The organism is Paenarthrobacter sp. PPS72 (assembly GCF_048537125.1).
GTDB classification, from domain to species: domain Bacteria; phylum Actinomycetota; class Actinomycetes; order Actinomycetales; family Micrococcaceae; genus Arthrobacter; species Arthrobacter nitroguajacolicus_E.
Map to the genome: position 1 here is coordinate 189,500 of NZ_JBLYIE010000038.1, position 18,935 is coordinate 208,434.

Below are 18,935 nucleotides of genomic sequence, written 5' to 3' on the forward strand. Positions count from 1 at the left end.
AAGAGGTTTGAAAATGTTTGAGTCCGTACAGGGATTGCTGGATGAGCACGCTGCTATTCAGGCGCAGTTGAGTGATCCTGCCGTTTATGCCGATCAGTCTGCTGCCAGGAAGTTGGGACGCCGGTCTGCTCAGCTTCAGGGCATTGTGGAGGCGTACAACAAATGGCGCGGGCTTAATGATGATTTGGAAGCTGCCAAAGAGATGGCAGATGAAGATCCCGAATTCGCTGCAGAAGTTGTGCAGTTGGAGGAACAGATTCCTGCGGCACAGGAGCGGCTGCGCCGTTTGTTGATCCCTCGTGATCCAGATGATGCCCGCAACGTGATCCTTGAAGTCAAGGGCGGCGAAGGTGGCGACGAAGCTGCATTGTTCGCCGGCGACCTTCTGCGGATGTACATGCGTTACGCCGAGTCGCGGGGCTGGAAGACCGAAATGATCTCCGCTACCGAATCCGATCTTGGTGGATACAAGGACGTCGCGGTTGCCATCAAGGGCAATTCCAATGACCCCGCCCAAGGTGTCTTTGCCCGATTGAAGTTTGAAGGCGGCGTGCACCGCGTCCAGCGGGTCCCCGTGACTGAGTCCCAGGGCCGCATCCACACGTCAGCCGCCGGAGTTTTGGTGCTCCCCGAAGTTGATGAGCCCGAAGAACTTGAGATCAACCAAAACGACCTCAAGATCGACGTTTACCGTTCATCGGGCCCGGGTGGACAATCCGTGAACACCACGGACTCCGCTGTCCGTATTACCCACCTGCCTACGGGCATCGTGGTGGCCATGCAGAACGAAAAGTCGCAGTTGCAGAACCGCGAAGCCGGCATGCGCGTTCTCCGCGCCCGCCTCTTGGCTCACCAGCAGGAACAGATCGATGCCGCCAACTCCGAACAGCGCAAGTCGCAGATCCGCACCATGGACCGTTCGGAGCGCATCCGCACTTACAACTTCCCGGAAAACCGTATTGCGGACCACCGCACCGGCTACAAGGCCTACAATCTTGATGCCGTCATGAACGGCGACCTTGAGCCCGTGATCCAGTCGGCCATTGAAGCTGACGAGCAGGCACGCCTGGATGCCATCGGCGAATAACGCCGCCGGACAACAACCAAGCTGCCGGACAACAACCAAGCAGAGTTCATCCATGACGTTTCACCAAGGCCAGAGCCTCGCGGACGCTGTTCGCGAGGCTACCGCCGTCTTAGCCGACGCCGGTGTGCCCAGCCCGCGGATCGACGCCGAATTACTCGCCGAACATTTGCTCGGTGTCGGCCTAGGCCGTCTTCGCGCCATGTTGCTCGGCGACACTCCCGCTCCTGAGGGGTACCGGGAATTGGTAGAGGAACGCGCTGGACGCGTCCCGCTTCAGCACATCACCGGCGTCGCATATTTCCGATACCTGGCGTTGCGGGTGGGACCGGGTGTTTTCATACCGCGTCCTGAGACGGAATCGGTAGTGCAGTTGGTCATCGATCACATTGCAGGAATGACGAAACCCAAGGTGGTGGACCTCGGCACGGGATCCGGCGCAATTGCCGGCTCTATCGCCCACGAGGTTCCAGGTGCTGAAGTTCATGCCGTCGAATACAGTACGTTTGCGCATGCCTGGGCTGCCAGAAACCTCGAACCGCTAGGCGTCATACTCATCGAAGGCGACCTGCGGGATGCCCTCCCCGAGCACAACGGAACCTTCGACGCCGTCGTGTCCAATCCTCCATACATCCCGGCCGAGGCGATCCCCACAGAGCCGGAAGTTGCCCTCCATGATCCGCCTGAGGCGCTGTACGGTGGGGGAGCAGACGGAATGGAACTTCCGACGGCGGCGGCGGCCTCGGCGGCACGCCTCCTCAAGCCCGGTGGATACTTCGTGATGGAGCACGCCGAAGTCCAAGCCTCGTGGATTGCCGGAATGCTGCAACGGACCGGACGTTGGAAAGACGTCGCCACGCACTGTGACCTGAACGGCAAGGAACGTGCCACCAGCGCTGTCCTGGCCAGCCCGTCTCCCGATGAGTGAAAGAATAGCGCTGTGACCACAACCTATAACTGCACTTCCGATGACCAGCGAACTGAAGGGCTTCGGCATGCCCAGCGGGCCATCAGCGAAAAGAAGTGCATCGTGCTGCCAACGGACACCGTCTACGGCATCGCCGCTGATGCCTTTTCGCCTTTGGCCGTGACCATGCTGCTTGCCTCCAAGGGGCGCAGCCGGCAGATGCCTCCTCCTGTCCTGATTCCCCGGGTCAACGCCCTGGATGGGCTGGCCACAGATGTACCGGCCGACGCCCGGGCGCTGGCTCAGGCATTCTGGCCGGGTGGTCTGACCCTGATCCTGCACGCGCAGCCTTCCTTGGACTGGGACCTCGGCGAGACCAAGGGCACTGTTGCCCTCAGGATGCCCGATGACCAAATTGCCTTGGATCTCCTGGGGCTGACAGGTCCCCTGGCGGTTTCATCCGCTAACCGGACTGGCCAGGAAGCAGCGCAGACGGCCGCGGAAGCCCGAGTCCAACTGGCAGAGTCCGTAGAGGTCTACCTTGAAGGCGGCTTCCGTCCGGTCAAGGGGACCGCTGCCCTGCCCTCCACGATTGTTGACGCCACGTCCACCCCGTTCCGGGTCGTGCGCCAAGGAGCTATCGAACTCGAACGACTTCGCGAGGTCGTTCCATCGATTCTGGGCATTGGAGAGAACATTCCTGCGGAAGCTCCTTCTGTGGAAGAAGCGACACCAGAGGAGCCTACAGTAGAGCCCGCCGCCGTCGAAGATTCAACCCAAGGCCAAGCCACGGTGAAGACAGAGGCTCCAAGCGAAGCCAAGTCCGAATGATTCCGGAGCGCCAGCGCGTCCCCGTCCTTGACGTGGACGCCACTCCGATGCGCGTCAATGAGCTTACTGAGGCAATGGGCATGCTCATTGCGGCGGGAACAAGCGCCACGGTGCTCGGCCATAACCTTCATAGCGTCACGTTGTTCCATTCGCGCGCGGATGTCCGCTCATTGTACGAGGACAGCTCGATCATCCTCCTGGATGGTGCTCCCGTTGCCATGCTTTGGGGACTAGCCCACAAAGGCCAATTCCAGTCCTTGGGCCAGGGAACCATGGCGTACCGGCTCGGTTCCATGGATTGGATTCCGGAACTGGGAAGGGTGCATGGCTTGGAGCGTGTCGCCGTGGTCGGCGCCGGACGGGCCGCCAACACCAAGGCGGTCGCCCGTCTGCGCTCCATCATTCCTGGTGCAACGGTGGACGGGATGCCCGGGGAGGATTGGGACAGCGCACTGGAGGACGCGGTGGTGAACTGGCTGACGGATTTCCGGCCGCAATTGGTCCTGATTGGCCTCGGGATGCCGCTTCAGGAAAAGGTCCTTCACCGGAGACTCGCAGATTTGCCGCCAGCTCTATATTGCGCTGTAGGTGGTGCCATTGAACAGGTTGCAGGCATCCAGAAACTGGCGCCACGTTGGCTCGGACGCCTGGGACTCGAATGGGCCTGGCGGCTGGTTCTTCATCCCGGCCGCGTGGCCTACAGAGTTTTCGTTGAACCTTGGAAGCTGGCAGGCCTGCTCATCCGGCGCCGTTTCCAACCATCCAAGACCAAAGGCAAATAAATGACGTCCCACCCTGTCGTGGTCGCTGTGGTAGTGACCTATAACCGGCGTGAACTCCTCCAGACCACCCTGGAGGGCATTGCTGCAGGTACTCAGGTCCCCGACGCCGTGGTCATCGTGGACAACGCATCCACGGACGGAACCGCAGAATTCCTCCAACAGTATCGGAGTCCGGTGACCACTGATGTGGTCACACTGAACACCAACGTGGGCGGTGCCGGCGGGTTCGTTGTGGGCATGGAACGGGCCGTACTGGACCACGGCGCGGATCACGTGTGGATCATGGATGACGATACGGAACCGCAGCCGAATGCTCTCCGCGAAGCTTTGGACGTCTCCGGGTCCTACCAACAGGAAACAGGGGAGGCTCCGGCCTTCATCGCAAGCCGTGTTGTGTGGACTGATGGCCGCGACCACCCCATGAACCGCATGCGGCCTCGGATGGGAGCAAGCGAGAACGAGCGAAGCGCTGCTGCCCGGGTGGGCGCCACTCAGATCCGCAGTGCTTCTTTCGTGTCAGTGCTGATTCGGGCTGAAGAGATCAAGCGACACGGCCTGCCGATCGCGGACTACTTCATCTGGAACGACGATCTCGAGTACACCGCCAGGATCTCCCGCCGCGGGACCGCCTTGACCACCAATGCGTCGGTGGCCAACCACCACACGAAGGTCTTCGGTGATGCGGGAGCGGACCCGGGCCCGCGCTTCTACTACGAAGTGCGGAACAAGCTTTGGGTATATACCCGCTCAAACGCCTTGGCGCCCTGGGAAAAGGTCCTGTTCACCGGCGCGTCACTGCGGAACTGGACGCGCACCATCGCCGCCTCCCCGAACCGCAAGGTGCTCTTGGCCGGGCTCTTAAAAGGGCTGCGCCACAGTCTCAAAGCCCCGCGCTCCAACGCCCAGGTCCTCGATGGGATCTACGCACTGCGTAACGTCCAGGAGCCAGTCAGGTAGCAGTTACGCAGCTTGAACCCCAGCCAAACACGCCGGGGCTTGGCGGCTGCGTCACAGGGTGGTCACGGCCGTTGGCATTAGTATCGTGACTAGAGTCCACAGAAATCCCGCAACATTCGGCACAGCCGGTGCAGGCATGGCGACGGAGTAGTTCCATTTATCCAAAGACAGAATTCCACACCTTGAGCTGCCCACCACCAGACGGCAATCAAAACCGCCGGTTGCATTCGATGGTCGATTCCTCCCGCTTTGTGTGCGGGCCGATGTCCGGGGCCGCGTCATGATCATGTATCTGCTGATGGCCCTCACGGCGGCCGTTGTAGCGTACGCAGGGACATGGGGCGCCCGTGTGCTGGGAAACAAGCTGCGGTTGTACCAACCCATTCGAAGCCGGGACATGCATTCAGTCCTGATCTCCAAGCTTGGGGGACTGGGCATCTTCGTTGGCTTCTTCGCCGCGCTGGTGGTTGCCAGCAATTCTTTCTTCGTCAAGGACATCTTCAGGCACAACGATGCCCCCTGGGGGATCCTGGCTGGTGCCGTAGTGATAGTCGCGGTGGGCGTAGCGGACGACATCCTGGATATCCGTTGGTGGATCAAGCTCCTGGGGCAGGCCGCGGCTGCCTTCATCGTGGCTATCTGGGGCGTGCGGATGTCCGTGGTGCCTTTCATACCGGAACCGATCTTCCTCGAGTCCGAAATCGTGCAGATTGTGCTTACCGCCGGGCTGATCGTCACCACCATGAATGCCGTCAATTTCATCGACGGACTGGACGGTTTGGCTGCCGGAGTCGCCATCATTGGCGGAGGAGCGTTCTTCCTCACCGCGTATTGGGTTCACCGGAACAATCCGTCCACTGACAACTCAGACCTCGCGACACTCCTGATGGCCATCCTCGTGGGCAGCTGCATCGGCTTTTTGCCCCACAACTGGTTCCCGGCCAAGATCTTCATGGGCGACTCGGGAGCCATGTTGATTGGTTTGCTCATGGCCTCGGCTGGTGTGGTGGCCACGGGGCAGATCGGCTCCGGCCTCTACGACCGGGCTAACGGTATCCCGACGATCGTTCCGATTTTGCTGCCTTTCGCGGTGTTGTCCCTTCCCCTTCTTGATTTGGGAATGGCCGTTGTCCGCAGGACAGCCAGGGGCCAATCGCCTTGGTCGGCGGACCGCGGGCACCTCCACCACAAGCTGGTGGACCTTGGATACTCGCACCGCAGCGCCGTCGTCATGCTCTATGTGTGGACGTGCATTCTTGCCTTCGGCGGCGTCGCCTTCGCCGTGTTCCCATGGCAAATCGTGCTCATCGTGGTCATAGCTGCAGCGCTCGTCATGGCCGCGGTGACGGCATGGCCTTACTTCACCCGGAACTCGACACGGCCGGGGGAGTAGTTGTGACGGCCGGTTATGGTCACAGTTCTATCTCATGTAGAATTCTTTCTGCGGACAGTCACTCGCCCGTAACCCCACTTTGAGAATATGGCACCTGTGCCACGAGGATTGGTATCCCCATGACATCCAACGCCGAAACCGGACGCCCGTCCGGTAAACGTGGTGTTGGAGTTTCCGGTGCGACAACCAATCTCTGGCTCCGGCTGCTTTATTTCAGCGTCGTTGCTGCACTTGCAGCCACCGCCGTCACGTGCGTCATCGCGGCCCTCGTGGCCGACGGGCAGAGCGCACTCTCAGCTGCTCTCGGCGCCATGCTGGTCATGCTCTTCTTTGCCATCAGTCTCCTGATTGGCCATTTCGTAGGCCGGAACAATCCTTCCGGCGCAATCGGACTCTTTGTTGCGACTTACTTCATCAAAGTCATCGGATTCGCCGTAGTGCTGTTTGTGCTGGGTAAGCCGGACTGGCTCCATGGTCGATGGTTCCTCATTGGGGCGGTTGTTTCAGTCGTCTTCTGGCAGGCCGCAGAGATCTACGCTTTCAGCAAGGCCCGTCTCCAGATCTACAACGATCCCGCAGAGCCGAAGGGTGGCCCGGATGTCTCCGCGTAAGCGTTATTCACGCCCGGCTGCCACTGCTCAGCGAGCTGCCAACCACAATGAATCTGCCGAAGCAGGAAACGACGGCGGATACAACGCCGGCATTGCTGTCTTCAGTTACATCATTGGCGGGATCATTGTCTGGAGTTTGATAGGCTGGGGTCTGGATAATCTGTGGGGGACCCGCTGGATTGTGCTCCTTGGCGCTCTGCTGGGAGCCGCAGGAGGGTTCTATCTTTCCCATATGCACGGCCTCACCAAGCAAAGCTCCAATCCTTCTGGCGAGAGCAACGCGGACAGTGGTCCGTCCACGGACGGGCACAGTAATGCCAAATAATTTCACAAGGGATTCAGGTGCGTTCTATGCGTCCGGATTCCAACCAATGCCCAATGATGGACACAGCAGAGAGGAAACGCGTTGATCGCGCTTGCGCTCCCCGCCCAGGATTCGGGGTCATTCACCCCGCCCGGAATCGACGATATGCACATGCCGGCAATCCTGCCTTGGGGTGCGTACGATGGCTTCTCCAAGCAGATGTTGCTGGTGATCCTTTCGGTCGTCATTATTTCTACATTCTTCATCCTCGCTGCACGTAAGCAGCAACTGGTTCCCGGCAAGTTGCAGTTTGCAGGCGAGATGGCCTACGGCTTCGTCCGCAACAGCATTGCCAAGGACATCATCGGCGGCAAGGACTTCATCAAGTACGTCCCGCTGCTGTTCAGCCTGTTCTTTTTCATTTTGGTGAACAATATCTACGGCGCCATTCCTCTGATCCAGCTGCCGAGCTTCTCGCACGTAGGCGGCGCCTATGTCATGGCCGGCATCGTGTACTTCACGTGGATCATTATCGGTATCAAAAAGAACGGCCTGAAGTACTTCAAGCTCGCAACCGTTCCGTCGGGAGTTCCTTGGTACATCCTCCCGATCGTCGTACCGATCGAGATTATCTCCAATTTCCTGGTCCGCCCGGTCACGCACAGCCTCCGTCTGTTCGCAACAATGCTCGCCGGTCACTTGATCGTCATGCTTGCCGGTTCCGGCATCGAGTACCTGGTCATGCAGGAGAACGTCCTCTTGAAGGGCACTTCGGTCCTGGTCCTGGTAGGCGCCGTAGCTATGTACATGCTCGAAGCGCTGATCATGGCCCTGCAGGCCTACGTGTTCACACTGTTGACCGCGATCTACATCGAAGGCGCGCTGCACGCCGACAGCCACTAGGCTCCCAAACTTCCCCTTGTGGGGATTGAAGTAAACCAAACAACCTGCCACATGGGTGGCATCTTGAAAGGAAAAAAATGGAAGGCAATCTCAACCTCGTAGGTTACGGTCTGTCCGCAATCGGCGGTGGTATCGGTGTGGGTCTCGTGTTCGCGGCTTACATCAACGGTGTTGCTCGTCAGCCGGAAGCTCAGCGTGTGCTGCAGCCGATCGCGTTCCTTGGTCTGGCACTGACCGAAGCTCTCGCCATCCTCGGTCTCGTCTTCGCGTTCGTTCTCTAGTCTTCGGATTCAGAACAAGCGAATTCCGCAACCGAGTAGATAGGACGGGTGAAATATGAATCAGCTGATCATCTCAGCCGCCACTGAAGGCGCTTCGGCGACTAATCCGCTCCTTCCCAACGTCTGGGAAATGGGTGTAGTCCTCGTGGGCTTTGCGGTCCTCCTGTACATCGTGGTCAAGTTTGTTGTCCCGATGTTCGAGAAGACCTTCGCAGAGCGCGCCGAAGCAATCGAAGGTGGCATTGCAAAGGCCGAAGCGGCACAGGCAGAAGCTTCTGCTGCTCTCGAAGAGTACAAGCAGCAGCTCACTGATGCCCGTGCCGAAGCCAACCGAATCCGTGAAGAAGCACGCGCCGAAGGCGCCCAGATCCTCGCGGACCTGAAGGCAAAGGCTGCCGCAGAGTCTGCACGCATCACTGAGCAGGCACACGCTGCCATCGAGTCGGAGCGCCAGGCAGCTGTTGTCTCGCTTCGTTCCGAGGTTGGCACTTTGGCTACCACACTGGCCGGCCGCATTGTTGGGGAAGCACTCACCGACGACCAGCGCGCCGCACGTGTTGTGGACCGCTTCCTTGCAGATCTGGAGACCCAGAGCGCAGGTGCAGCTAAGTAATGGCAGGTATATCGAGCGAATCGCTGACCACAGCGCTGGCGCAGCTGGAAGCCAAGCTTCCCTTCGCCTCGCTGCAGTTGGCTAAGGACCTCTTCGGAATCCTGGGAACGGTGGACAGCTCGGCTGGCTTGCGCCGCGCCCTGACTGACCCGTCCCGTTCCGGTGACGAGAAGTCGGCGCTGGTCAAGCAGCTGGTTGGCGGAAAAGTCTCCGCTGATGCTGCTGAGATTGCAGCCGGATTGGCCAGCTCGCGCTGGGCATCGGCCCGCGATATCGGCGATGCACTCGAGACGCTTGCCGCCACGGTTGTCATTGCCGTAGCTGAAAACAAGTCGGCCGTTTCTGCCTCCGGTATCACGGGGCTGGAAGAGCTGGAAAACGATCTGTTTGCCTTCAACCGGGCCGTCGCCTCCAGCCACGAAGTACAACGTGCTCTGTCTGAACCGCAGGCATCTCCTGTGGCGAAGATTGCACTGGCCGAGAAACTTGTTCCTGGCAGCAGCGAGGAAGCAAAGGTTCTCATCCGCCAGGCAGTTACGCAGCCACGCGGTGTCAAGCCGAGCAAGCTCGTCGAGTCATTCGCCAAGCTTGCAGCCAAGCGCCAGCAGCGCTGGATTGCAACTGTCAGCGTTACCCGTCCGTTGACGGAAACGCAGGCCAGCCGTCTGCAGGCCGGGCTTGATGCCGTGTACGGCCGCGACCTGAAGGTCAACGTCAATGTTGATCCCGCACTGATCGGTGGAATACGGGTCCAGGTGGGTGACGAAGTGCTCGACGCTTCGGTCATCGCCCGTCTGTCCGAGCTCCGCCGCCAGCTCGCTGGCTAGCGAAGACAAAGCACAACTTAACTGATATAAAACCCGGTCATCGTGAGCAACGATGATCACGAAAACAGGAGAGCAGGGACTGCAGATGGCCGAATTGACCATCAACGCCGACGACGTCCGTAATGCGTTGAACGAGTTCGCGGCGTCCTACGAACCCGGTAACGCAGAGCGCGTAGAGGTTGGTCGTGTGACCACCGCAAGTGACGGCATCGCCCGTGTTGAGGGTCTTCCCTCGGTCATGGCGAACGAGCTGCTTCGCTTCGAAGATGGCACGCTGGGCCTGGCCCAGAACCTTGACGTCCGCGAGATCGGTGTCATTATCCTCGGTGACTTCACCGGTATTGAAGAAGGCCAGGAGGTTCATCGTACCGGTGAGATCCTGTCCGTTCCGGTTGGCGATGCCTTCCTGGGTCGCGTAGTTGACCCCCTGGGCCAGCCCATCGATGACCTAGGCGAGATCAAGGCCGAAGCCACCCGTGCACTGGAACTTCAGGCTCCGGGCGTTACCGAACGCAAGTCCGTTCACGAACCGATGCAGACCGGCCTCAAGGCTATCGACGCCATGATCCCGATCGGCCGTGGCCAGCGTCAGCTGATCATTGGTGACCGCCAGACCGGCAAGACTGCCATCGCCGTGGACACCATCATCAACCAGAAGGCCAACTGGGCTTCGGGAGATGTCACCAAGCAGGTTCGTTGCGTCTATGTAGGTGTCGGCCAGAAGGCTTCCACGATCGCAGCCGTTCGCCAGACCCTCGAGGACCACGGCGCACTGGAGTACACCACCATCGTGGCGTCTCCGGCATCCGACCCCGCAGGCTTCAAGTACTTGGCACCGTATGCAGGTTCGGCCATTGGCCAGCACTGGATGTACGGCGGCAAGCACGTTCTGGTGATCTTCGATGACCTGTCCAAGCAGGCCGAAGCGTACCGCGCCGTGTCCCTGCTGCTGCGCCGTCCACCGGGACGTGAAGCATACCCGGGTGACGTCTTCTATTTGCACTCCCGTCTGCTGGAGCGTTGTGCCAAGCTCTCCGATGAGCTCGGTGCAGGCTCGATGACCGGTCTTCCGATCGTCGAGACCAAGGCAAACGACGTTTCTGCATACATCCCGACCAACGTGATCTCCATTACTGATGGCCAGATCTTCCTTCAGTCGGACCTCTTCAACGCCAACCAGCGTCCCGCTGTTGACGTTGGTGTGTCTGTCTCCCGCGTTGGTGGTGCTGCACAGGTCAAATCCATGAAGAAGGTCTCCGGTACCTTGAAGCTGGATCTGGCTCAGTACCGCGACATGCAGGCATTCGCTATGTTCGCCTCTGACTTGGATGCTGCTTCCCGTCAGCAGCTGACCCGTGGTGCACGCCTGATGGAACTGCTGAAGCAGGGCCAGTACTCACCGTTCCCGGTTGAGAACCAGGTTGTTTCCATCTGGGCCGGCACTAACGGTTACTTGGACGACGTTCCGGTTGAAGACATCAGCCGCTTCGAGTCCGAGTTCCTGGAGCACCTCAAGCACCAGTCCTCCATCCTGACCACGCTGGCGCAGACCAACGTCCTGGATGACGACACCGCTGCAGCCCTGAAGGAAGCAATTGTTTCCTTCAAGAAGGGCTTCTTCGGCGAAGGCGACAACCACTTGGTTGGCGCCGGCCATGAAGAGCACGCAGCGATCTCCGGCGGCGACGTCGACCAGGAAAAGATCGTCAAGCAGAAGCGCTAGTTCCGATTACCTGTCCTGCCGGGGTCCGCAAGGGCCCCGGCAGGACAGCACATCGGGAACATAGGAAAGGATAAGTATGGGAGCCCAGATTCGGGTCTACCGTCAGAAGATCAGCTCGACGACGTCGATGCGCAAGATCTTCAAGGCGATGGAACTGATTGCTACCTCGCGCATCGGTAAGGCCCGCGCCCGCGTAGCAGCTTCACTGCCTTACGCGAACGCGATTACCCGCGCCGTTTCTGCTGTCGCAACTCAGAGCGAAATCGACCACCCGCTGACCACCGAGCCGGAGCAGATCCGCCGCGCCGCCGTCCTGATCATTACCTCGGACCGCGGCCTTGCAGGATCCTACTCCGCTAGCGTGCTCAAGCAGGCTGAAGGTCTCACCGAGCTTCTTCACGCAGAAGGCAAGGAAGTCAAGGCGTACCTGGTTGGCCGTAAGGCACAGGCGTACTTCGATTTCCGCAACCGGTCCTACGCCCGCGTATGGACTGGTGGCACGGACGCACCGGAATTCGAAACCGCGCAGGAGGTCGGAGCTGCACTTCTTGAAGACTTCTCCACTGACTTCGAAGAGGGCGGCGTGGACGAGATTCACGTTGTCTACACCCGCTTCAAGTCCATGGTGACGCAGGAGCCGACGGTTATCCGTTTGCTCCCGTTGGAGGTCGTCGAAGAGGAAGCTGCCTCGGAATCCGAGCTGTTGCCGTTGTACGAGTTTGAGCCGGAAACAGAGCAGGTGCTTGACGCGCTGCTGCCCCGTTACATCGAGTCCCGCATCTTCGCAGCCATGCTGCAGGCCGCAGCTTCCGAGCTCGCAGCCCGCCAGCGCGCTATGAAGTCGGCCGGTGACAACGCTACCGACTTGATCAAGAAGTACACGCGCCTTCGCAACACGGCCCGCCAGGCCGAGATTACGCAGGAACTTTCCGAAATCGTGGCCGGCGCAGACGCCCTCGCGTCCTAGCCTCCAACGGATTCGGCTCGAAGCCGCACCTGCACCAAACAGATAGACTTAAACCCACGCCATCTACTGAGTGAAGTGAGAGAGATGACTGCCACTGCTACCGAACACGTAGCTACGGCCGGTGCTACCGGCCGCATTGCCCGTGTTATTGGCCCGGTTGTCGACGTCGAATTCCCGGCTGACGCAATCCCCTCGATTTACAACGCTCTGACCACTGAGATCACTCTCAACGGCCAGACGAAAACCATCACGTTCGAGACTTCCCAGCACCTGGGTGACAACCTCGTTCGCGCCATCTCCCTGCAGGCAACCGACGGCCTGGTCCGCGGTACCACCGTGCAGGACTCCGGCGCTCCCATCTCCGTGCCCGTCGGCGACGGCGTCAAGGGCCACATCTTCAACGTCCTCGGCAAGCCGCTGGACGTCGAAGAGTCCGAGATCAAGGCTGACGCTTACTGGCCGATCCACCGCAAGGCTCCGTCCTTCGCTTCCCTCGAGGGCTCCACGGAGATGCTCGAGACCGGCATCAAGGTCATCGACCTTCTCACCCCGTACATCAAGGGTGGAAAGATCGGCCTGTTCGGCGGCGCCGGCGTTGGCAAGACCGTTCTGATCCAGGAAATGATCACCCGTGTTGCCCGCAACTTCGGTGGTACTTCCGTATTCGCCGGTGTTGGCGAGCGTACCCGTGAAGGTAACGACCTCTGGGTTGAAATGGAAGAGGCAGGCGTTCTTAAGGACACCGCCCTTGTATTCGGCCAGATGGATGAGCCGCCGGGAACGCGTCTCCGCGTGGCCCTGTCTGCCCTGACCATGGCGGAGTACTTCCGCGATGTTCAGAACCAGGACGTGTTGCTCTTCATCGACAACATCTTCCGCTTCACGCAGGCAGGTTCGGAAGTTTCCACGCTGCTCGGCCGTATGCCGTCCGCTGTGGGCTACCAGCCTAACCTTGCTGACGAGATGGGTCTGCTCCAGGAACGCATCACCTCCACCAAGGGTCACTCCATCACGTCGATGCAGGCCATCTACGTGCCGGCTGATGACTACACCGACCCGGCTCCGGCAACGACCTTCGCACACCTCGACGCGACCACGGAACTTTCCCGTGAAATCGCTTCCCGTGGTTTGTACCCGGCCGTTGACCCGCTGACGTCCACCTCCCGTATTCTGGATCCCCAGTACATCGGCAAGGATCACTACAACACGGCTGTCCGTGTTAAGCAGATCCTGCAGAAGAACAAGGAACTCCAGGACATCATCGCCATCCTCGGTGTTGACGAACTTTCGGAAGAGGACAAGATCGTCGTGTCGCGTGCACGCCGTATCCAGCAGTTCCTCTCCCAGAACACCTACACCGCCAAGCAGTTCACCGGCGTCGAGGGCTCCACCGTGTCCATCAAGGACACCGTTGAGGGCTTCACGGCCATCTGCGACGGCGAGCTTGACCACATCGCAGAGCAGGCGTTCTTCAACGTCGGCGGTCTGGATGACGTCGAGCGTAACTGGGCCAAGATCCAGGAACAGACCAAGTAGTATGGCTGAGCTCGAGGTTGAGATTGTCGCGGCGGACCACTTCGTGTGGTCCGGTGCGGCCAAGATGGTCAAGGCCCGCACCAGCGATGGTGAAATCGGAATCCTGCCGGGCCACTCGCCCCTTCTGGCCATCATGGCCGCGGGCGAGCTGGCAATCCAGCCGGTTTCCGGAGATCGTATTGCAGTAGTTGTTGACGGTGGATTCTTCTCCGTCGACAACGATCGCGTGGTCATTGTTGCTGACAACGCCAAATTGGGCGAAGCGGCTACAGCGGGGATCCGATAGCACGACCTTGATGGACGATTCCCTTATTCCGTTCATCGCCTTGGCAACAGCGTTCACGTTGCTGATCATTTCACTGTGCCTTTTCGGGGTGCGCCGCTTCAATCTGCGGCGCGCCCTGGGCACGGTCGACGCCTCCATTTGCATGGCTGGAAACAGCTGGCAGATGGGGGTTTGTCGTTATCAGGACAATGAGCTCGAGTGGTACCGCCTGATGTCCCTGAGCGTCATCCCCAAGCATAAATTCACGCGCAGTTCCCTTGAATTGCTCGGCCGCCGCCAGCCCACGGAGGATGAACTGGTCAGGATTCAGCCTGGCGTGGTTGTGGTTGAACTCCAATACGAAGGTAAGAAGTTCATGCTTGCCATGAATTTCGACGCCTACGCAGGTTTGTCATCCTGGCTCGAAGCAGGGCCTGTCATCGGCGTCGGAACCTGGCGTTAGGCGCCATGGACTTTCTTTCGGACGTCAGCCTGGTTGATGGGCCGTTCCTTTGGTTCAGCATTGCCTGCGGTGCAGCCGGCGGCGCCTACCTTCTATGGCGTCGACGACGTTCCTGGCTGCTGCTCGTCCCGGGCAGTCTTCTGTTGGCCGTAGGTGTAGTGGCGCTGATTCACTGGATCCTCGTGGACCTGCTGTCCACATTCTCGGAGAACCTGCCGTTCCAGACTTTGGCTTGGTCAGTCCCGGCTGTAGCAGCCCTCATTCTCTGCGCTGCGAGGTTTCGTCGAAACTCCGTGCGCGGACGCTCCCTTAGCGTGATGGCGATGCTTGGTGTTGTGCTTTTATGCGTGGTCCAGATAAACCTCTACTTCGGGCTGAACAACACGGTTTCGGACCTGTTGGGTACTGCGGTGGCGCGCATACAGCCACTCGAAGCGGGGCTCAAACGTAGCCCGAATGCAAAGCCAGGGCCGGCACTTTCCGCATGGAAAGCCCCAGGTTCCATGCCCCGAAACGGCGTCCTACGCAGAGCCGATATTCCCGGTAAGGTTTCCGGTTTTAGTGCTCGGGAAGCTTACATCTACCTGCCGCCCGCCTATCAGACTGCTTCGCGTCCATCCCTGCCTCTGCTGGTACTCTTCGCCGGGCAACCCGGCGGCCCTGCGGATTGGCTGACCGGCGGCCAGCTCCGTAGCCTCTTGGACCAGTTCGCTGAAAGGCATGGGGGGATTGCCCCTGTCACAGTAGTGGTTGATCCCAACGGATCAACCAACGCCAACACCATGTGCATGGACAGCAATATCGCCTCGGTGGACACGTATCTCTCGCAAGACGTGCCTGCCTGGATCAACGAGACACTGGATGTGTCCAAGGATCACAAGCTGTGGGCTGTTGGCGGATTCTCTTTCGGCGGCACATGCGCCATGCAGATGGGAACTTCCCACCCTGACGTGTTTGCCTCCATTCTGCCTTTCGCCGCTGAAAGGGAACCCGCCCTTGCGAAGGATCGAAGCAAAACCATTGCGGACTCGTTCGACGGCGACGTTGAGGCTTTCGAATCCAAGACACCGCTGGTGTTGATGCAGCAGCGCGACTTCGGCGGCAGTGGAGTTTACTTGGTCGCAGGCGAGGCTGATCGCGAGTTCACCGACTACATGCGTGAGCTTGCTGACGCGGCACGAAAGTCCGGTTTCCAAACGGAAGAACATGCCATTCCGCAAGCCGGGCACTCTTGGGACGCCGTGATACGCGGAATGCCCGGTGGGCTCGACTTCCTGGCTGCCCGGTGGGAGTTGCCGCGTTGAGCCTTAACTTGCAAGGTGTGGTGAAGCCAGCGGTTGCGCAGGCAGGTCGACATCTTCGGTCAACGCCGTTCACTTTGTTTGTTCTTGCCCTTTTTGTGGGCTTGTCGTTTGTCTCAGCGAGTTTCCTGACAGGGCCACCTGAACCGTGGCTCTCTGTGGCCAGCGTGTCCCTGGAAGGACTCCGCTCCGGGGAATGGTGGTCCATCTGGACGTCGCTGTTCTTCACCACCAATCCTTTGGCCTACGCCACTGCCGTGCTGATGATCCTGTTCCTCCTGGGACTGGCAGAACGGAAACTGGGCTCTCTTAAAACCGCGGGAATGTTCTTCGGCAGCCAGTTCGGCTGCGTGTCGGCTTTTCTCCTGGTGACCCAAGTGGCGCAGTACGTCGATGAAGGGTGGCTTGCCGAGATGGCTGACACCCGCCTGATCGGACCCTACGCCGCGGTCCTTGCAACTGCTTTGGCATCCAGTGCGCTCCTGCCCACGTTGTGGCAGCGACGCCTGCGAACGGTGGTTCTCTCCATTTCCTTGCTCTTGGTGCTGTATGTGGGACACGCAGAGACGGTGGTTGGCTTCCTTGGCGCGCTGATTGGTTTGCTGGCCGGATGGTGGATGCAAAGCAGCCAGGGCCATCTCCATCTTCACCGGTCAACCAGCAAGGAAATCCGGAACCTCCTTTCACTGACCATGGCCATTTTCGCCGTGGGTCCCATCGTTACCGCGGCAGCGAAGAGTCCATCGGGGCCTTTGGCCCTGTTGCGGGACGTCATTCTCAACCCATTGCCAACCCTCAGCCAACTGGAGAGCAACTGCGGCGGGACCATAGACGTCGCTTGCCTCGAGATTGCCCGGCAAGGATACGCCGGGCCTCTGGGTTTGGCTTTGGCCGTAGTGCCGGTTCTCTTGCTCCTCATATGTGCCGACGGGATGAGGCGGGGACGTCGTCTGGCGTTGGGGATTGCGATTGGAGTGCAGTTGGTGGTGGTCGTGTTGTCTACGATCTACCTTGGCCTCTTCGCCGGTATGCCGAGGCCAACTGGACGCCCGCATGCGGGAATGCTCAATTCCGCTGTTGTTCATATCATTCCGTTGGTGCTGGTTCCGTTGGCTTTGGCGCTTCTCCTCTTCGCGTATCGCGGCCATTTCCGGGTGGTGACCTCTGATCATCTTCGCCGGAAGGTATTCTGGCTGGTTGGACTGACAGGGGGAGGGCTAAGCCTGGCCTACACCGCAGTGTGGATGGCTTCCGGTGGACTGGTTCGCGACGGCGGCATGCTGGGTTTGGTTGCCGAGCTAGCCCGGCAATATCTCCCCGTTCCCCTTCCCGGTGTCTACCGCAAGGTTTTTGCCGAACGGGATGTAGCGGAGGTGTTTCTCTTCTCGTACTCCGGCACAGTGTTTTGGCTTATTGCGCTGCTTGGCGTGTGGGTACTGCTGGTCCGCGGACACCACACTGGCGGTCTTGACCGTCAGGCGCGCCAAGGGGCACGTGCCTTGGTAAAGCGGGGCGGAGATTCGTTGTCATGGATGGCCCTTTGGGAACCGAACAAGTACTGGTTCACACAAGAGGGGAACGGGGGAGTGGCCTACCAACAGCACGGCCATGTTGCACTGACGCTAAGCGGTCCTTTCGGAGCGCGGCAGCATCACGTAGCAACCGCCGAAGGATTCCTGGAGTACTGCACGCAACATGCGTTAACGCCATGCCTCTACTCCTGCACGGACGAGCTCTGGCCCATGCTGAGGTCACGGGGATTTCGTCGGATATCGGTTGCCCAGGAAACCCGGTTGTGGATCAAAAGCCTGGAGTTCAAGGGCAAGGAGTGGCAGAACGTTCGAACATCCCTCAACCGTGCCGCGAAAATGGGGATAACGGCCAGGTGGGGCCGCTACTCCGCACTCCCGCATGGGGTGCGTGCCCAGGTGAGTGAAGTTTCCGAGGAGTGGGCAGCCCAGAAAAAAATTCCGGAAATGGGATTCACCATGGGCGGCCTGGACGAGTTGGATGACGACGACGTCCTCTGCTGCGTTGCCGTGGATGAGACGGGATTCGTTTATGGTGTCACCAGTTGGCTTCCCGTCTACGAGGACGGTGTGATTGTCAGTTGGACGTTGGACTTCATGCGGCGGCGAGGCCATGCCTTCCCGGGAGTCATGGAGTTCCTGATAGCTTCCGCCGTTTTACACCTGCGGGATTCCGTGGAGGTGATTTCCTTGTCCGGTTCGCCCTTGGCCCGGGAGGAAAGTGAAATCGAGCAGCGGGCCAAAGGTTTGGCAGGACTCCTGGAGGTGGTGGGGCAGGCCTTGGAACCTGTTTACGGTTTCAAGTCGCTGGCGTCCTTTAAGTCGAGATTCAAGCCCGAGTACAGAACGTTGTACATGTATTACCAAGACCCGTTGCATCTTCCCGCAATAGGACGCGCGCTCAGCAGGGCCTATCTTCCGGGATTGTCCGTCCGGCATTCTGCGCGGCTGCTTCGGAACTTGGTTGGTTGAATAGTCAAGGCCAATTCGAAGGACCTCTTTGGTATTTCTTCATGGTTAGTAACAGTCGTTGTCGACAAGCCCTCTATTGCGCCTGGCATTTCAACACGTTAAGACACGTTGACCCCGGCTCGAAAGCCAGGGTCAACGTAGTTTGTTAATCTCCAACAAGACAGAGATCAACGGGTAGAACTAGACGACCGTAACGCCGGTTGCCTGGGGGCCCTTGGCTCCCTGACCGATCTCGAACTGAACGCGCTGGTTCTCATCGAGGGTCTTGAAGCCGCCGGTCTGGATCTCGGAGTAGTGAACGAAGACGTCGCCATCCGCGTCGTCCGGGGTGATGAAGCCGAAGCCCTTTTCAGCGTTGAACCACTTGACGGTTCCCAGTGCCATGTATTTCTCCTCATTGTGGAACATCAGTCCGATACACCTCGTACCGGGTTTGTTACTCCGCGAGAAGACCTGAATACCGCACAAGCCTGAGCTTGGTTGATTCGCAGGAGCTTCACGCTCGCAACTGGTCTTGCGAGCATGAAAACCACCTACACAAAGACTGCTACAACACTTTCATGAGGTCTGCCGGAGGTCAACGGTGTTTAGGGCAATTCAGGAAAATTTTCGGTAAAAAGAAGGTAACGTTGGCTTCTGCAATTCACCGGACCCATTTCCGGCAACTAGTGCGGCGTGTCTAAAGT

Annotated in this window: 20 protein-coding genes; 19 read left to right on the forward strand and 1 reads right to left on the reverse strand. The window is 59.4% G+C overall.

Going from position 1 to position 18,935, the window contains the following annotated elements; all coding sequences use genetic code 11:
* Positions 1 to 13 precede the first annotated feature (13 nt).
* From prfA to ACLRGI_RS16165, 19 genes are all read left to right on the forward strand, one after another.
* Positions 14 to 1,087: a peptide chain release factor 1 gene (prfA, locus tag ACLRGI_RS16075; RefSeq protein WP_014922181.1), complete on the forward strand. Its 1,074-nt coding sequence runs from the start codon at positions 14 to 16 to the stop codon at positions 1,085 to 1,087.
* A gap of 52 nt (positions 1,088 to 1,139) precedes the next feature.
* Positions 1,140 to 2,012, forward strand: coding sequence for a peptide chain release factor N(5)-glutamine methyltransferase (prmC, locus tag ACLRGI_RS16080; protein WP_419202603.1), 873 nt, complete (start codon positions 1,140 to 1,142; stop codon positions 2,010 to 2,012).
* A gap of 12 nt (positions 2,013 to 2,024) precedes the next feature.
* Positions 2,025 to 2,822, forward strand: coding sequence for an L-threonylcarbamoyladenylate synthase (locus ACLRGI_RS16085; RefSeq protein ID WP_419202604.1), 798 nt, complete (start codon positions 2,025 to 2,027; stop codon positions 2,820 to 2,822).
* Positions 2,819 to 3,604: a WecB/TagA/CpsF family glycosyltransferase gene (locus ACLRGI_RS16090; RefSeq protein ID WP_419202605.1), complete on the forward strand. Its 786-nt coding sequence runs from the start codon at positions 2,819 to 2,821 to the stop codon at positions 3,602 to 3,604. Before ACLRGI_RS16085 ends, ACLRGI_RS16090 begins: the two co-directional genes overlap by 4 nt.
* Complete coding sequence (locus tag ACLRGI_RS16095; RefSeq protein WP_419202606.1) at positions 3,605 to 4,561, forward strand: glycosyltransferase; 957 nt, start codon at positions 3,605 to 3,607, stop codon at positions 4,559 to 4,561.
* 280 nt (positions 4,562 to 4,841) lie between these two features.
* Positions 4,842 to 5,954, forward strand: a complete 1,113-nt coding sequence (locus ACLRGI_RS16100; RefSeq protein WP_419202607.1) for an MraY family glycosyltransferase — start codon at positions 4,842 to 4,844, stop codon at positions 5,952 to 5,954.
* A 119-nt stretch (positions 5,955 to 6,073) separates the two neighbouring features.
* Positions 6,074 to 6,565, forward strand: coding sequence for a Cg1360 family ATP-synthase-associated protein (locus ACLRGI_RS16105; RefSeq protein WP_419202608.1), 492 nt, complete (start codon positions 6,074 to 6,076; stop codon positions 6,563 to 6,565).
* Positions 6,552 to 6,890, forward strand: coding sequence for a hypothetical protein (locus ACLRGI_RS16110; protein ID WP_419202609.1), 339 nt, complete (start codon positions 6,552 to 6,554; stop codon positions 6,888 to 6,890). Before ACLRGI_RS16105 ends, ACLRGI_RS16110 begins: the two co-directional genes overlap by 14 nt.
* A gap of 81 nt (positions 6,891 to 6,971) precedes the next feature.
* The gene (gene atpB, locus ACLRGI_RS16115) at positions 6,972 to 7,772 is read left to right on the forward strand and encodes a F0F1 ATP synthase subunit A (RefSeq protein ID WP_419202610.1); all 801 of its coding nucleotides are present in this window, start codon (positions 6,972 to 6,974) and stop codon (positions 7,770 to 7,772) included.
* Between the two features lie 77 nt (positions 7,773 to 7,849).
* On the forward strand, positions 7,850 to 8,053 hold the full coding sequence (gene atpE, locus ACLRGI_RS16120) for an ATP synthase F0 subunit C (protein ID WP_009356484.1): 204 nt from the start codon (positions 7,850 to 7,852) through the stop codon (positions 8,051 to 8,053).
* A gap of 55 nt (positions 8,054 to 8,108) precedes the next feature.
* Positions 8,109 to 8,666 (forward strand): F0F1 ATP synthase subunit B, encoded by a 558-nt coding sequence (locus ACLRGI_RS16125; protein WP_419202611.1) that lies wholly within the window; start codon positions 8,109 to 8,111, stop codon positions 8,664 to 8,666.
* Positions 8,666 to 9,493, forward strand: a complete 828-nt coding sequence (locus ACLRGI_RS16130; protein WP_419202612.1) for a F0F1 ATP synthase subunit delta — start codon at positions 8,666 to 8,668, stop codon at positions 9,491 to 9,493. The genes ACLRGI_RS16125 and ACLRGI_RS16130 overlap by 1 nt, the downstream gene beginning before the upstream one ends.
* Positions 9,494 to 9,578: 85 nt before the next feature.
* A complete protein-coding gene (gene atpA, locus ACLRGI_RS16135; protein WP_026005655.1) occupies positions 9,579 to 11,216 on the forward strand; it encodes a F0F1 ATP synthase subunit alpha in 1,638 nt (545 codons plus the stop codon).
* A gap of 76 nt (positions 11,217 to 11,292) precedes the next feature.
* Positions 11,293 to 12,183, forward strand: coding sequence for a F0F1 ATP synthase subunit gamma (locus ACLRGI_RS16140; RefSeq protein WP_011775258.1), 891 nt, complete (start codon positions 11,293 to 11,295; stop codon positions 12,181 to 12,183).
* Between the two features lie 84 nt (positions 12,184 to 12,267).
* On the forward strand, positions 12,268 to 13,719 hold the full coding sequence (atpD, locus tag ACLRGI_RS16145; protein ID WP_014922173.1) for a F0F1 ATP synthase subunit beta: 1,452 nt from the start codon (positions 12,268 to 12,270) through the stop codon (positions 13,717 to 13,719).
* Between the two features lies 1 nt (position 13,720).
* Positions 13,721 to 14,005: a F0F1 ATP synthase subunit epsilon gene (locus tag ACLRGI_RS16150; protein ID WP_014922172.1), complete on the forward strand. Its 285-nt coding sequence runs from the start codon at positions 13,721 to 13,723 to the stop codon at positions 14,003 to 14,005.
* A gap of 10 nt (positions 14,006 to 14,015) precedes the next feature.
* Positions 14,016 to 14,447, forward strand: a complete 432-nt coding sequence (locus tag ACLRGI_RS16155; protein WP_419202613.1) for a DUF2550 domain-containing protein — start codon at positions 14,016 to 14,018, stop codon at positions 14,445 to 14,447.
* A 5-nt stretch (positions 14,448 to 14,452) separates the two neighbouring features.
* Entirely contained in the window at positions 14,453 to 15,751 is a 1,299-nt protein-coding gene (locus ACLRGI_RS16160) for an alpha/beta hydrolase (RefSeq protein ID WP_419202614.1), read from the forward strand.
* Positions 15,733 to 18,249 (forward strand): bifunctional lysylphosphatidylglycerol flippase/synthetase MprF, encoded by a 2,517-nt coding sequence (locus ACLRGI_RS16165; protein ID WP_419202615.1) that lies wholly within the window; start codon positions 15,733 to 15,735, stop codon positions 18,247 to 18,249. The genes ACLRGI_RS16160 and ACLRGI_RS16165 overlap by 19 nt, the downstream gene beginning before the upstream one ends.
* 180 nt (positions 18,250 to 18,429) lie before the next feature.
* On the opposite strand, the gene ACLRGI_RS16170 is transcribed toward ACLRGI_RS16165, so the two are convergent.
* Positions 18,430 to 18,633, reverse strand: coding sequence for a cold-shock protein (locus tag ACLRGI_RS16170; RefSeq protein ID WP_017199737.1), 204 nt, complete (start codon positions 18,631 to 18,633; stop codon positions 18,430 to 18,432).
* Positions 18,634 to 18,935: the final 302 nt, after the last annotated feature.

Coding starts and splice junctions, on each gene's coding strand:
- prfA (WP_014922181.1), top strand. CDS start 14: ATGTTTGAGTCCGTACAGGGATTGCTGGATGAGCACGCTGCTATTCAG.
- prmC (WP_419202603.1), top strand. CDS start 1,140: ATGACGTTTCACCAAGGCCAGAGCCTCGCGGACGCTGTTCGCGAGGCT.
- ACLRGI_RS16090 (WP_419202605.1), top strand. CDS start 2,819: ATGATTCCGGAGCGCCAGCGCGTCCCCGTCCTTGACGTGGACGCCACT.
- ACLRGI_RS16095 (WP_419202606.1), top strand. CDS start 3,605: ATGACGTCCCACCCTGTCGTGGTCGCTGTGGTAGTGACCTATAACCGG.
- ACLRGI_RS16100 (WP_419202607.1), top strand. CDS start 4,842: ATGATCATGTATCTGCTGATGGCCCTCACGGCGGCCGTTGTAGCGTAC.
- ACLRGI_RS16105 (WP_419202608.1), top strand. CDS start 6,074: ATGACATCCAACGCCGAAACCGGACGCCCGTCCGGTAAACGTGGTGTT.
- ACLRGI_RS16110 (WP_419202609.1), top strand. CDS start 6,552: ATGTCTCCGCGTAAGCGTTATTCACGCCCGGCTGCCACTGCTCAGCGA.
- atpE (WP_009356484.1), top strand. CDS start 7,850: ATGGAAGGCAATCTCAACCTCGTAGGTTACGGTCTGTCCGCAATCGGC.
- ACLRGI_RS16125 (WP_419202611.1), top strand. CDS start 8,109: ATGAATCAGCTGATCATCTCAGCCGCCACTGAAGGCGCTTCGGCGACT.
- ACLRGI_RS16130 (WP_419202612.1), top strand. CDS start 8,666: ATGGCAGGTATATCGAGCGAATCGCTGACCACAGCGCTGGCGCAGCTG.
- atpA (WP_026005655.1), top strand. CDS start 9,579: ATGGCCGAATTGACCATCAACGCCGACGACGTCCGTAATGCGTTGAAC.
- ACLRGI_RS16140 (WP_011775258.1), top strand. CDS start 11,293: ATGGGAGCCCAGATTCGGGTCTACCGTCAGAAGATCAGCTCGACGACG.
- atpD (WP_014922173.1), top strand. CDS start 12,268: ATGACTGCCACTGCTACCGAACACGTAGCTACGGCCGGTGCTACCGGC.
- ACLRGI_RS16150 (WP_014922172.1), top strand. CDS start 13,721: ATGGCTGAGCTCGAGGTTGAGATTGTCGCGGCGGACCACTTCGTGTGG.
- ACLRGI_RS16155 (WP_419202613.1), top strand. CDS start 14,016: ATGGACGATTCCCTTATTCCGTTCATCGCCTTGGCAACAGCGTTCACG.
- ACLRGI_RS16160 (WP_419202614.1), top strand. CDS start 14,453: ATGGACTTTCTTTCGGACGTCAGCCTGGTTGATGGGCCGTTCCTTTGG.
- ACLRGI_RS16170 (WP_017199737.1), bottom strand. CDS start 18,633: ATGGCACTGGGAACCGTCAAGTGGTTCAACGCTGAAAAGGGCTTCGGC.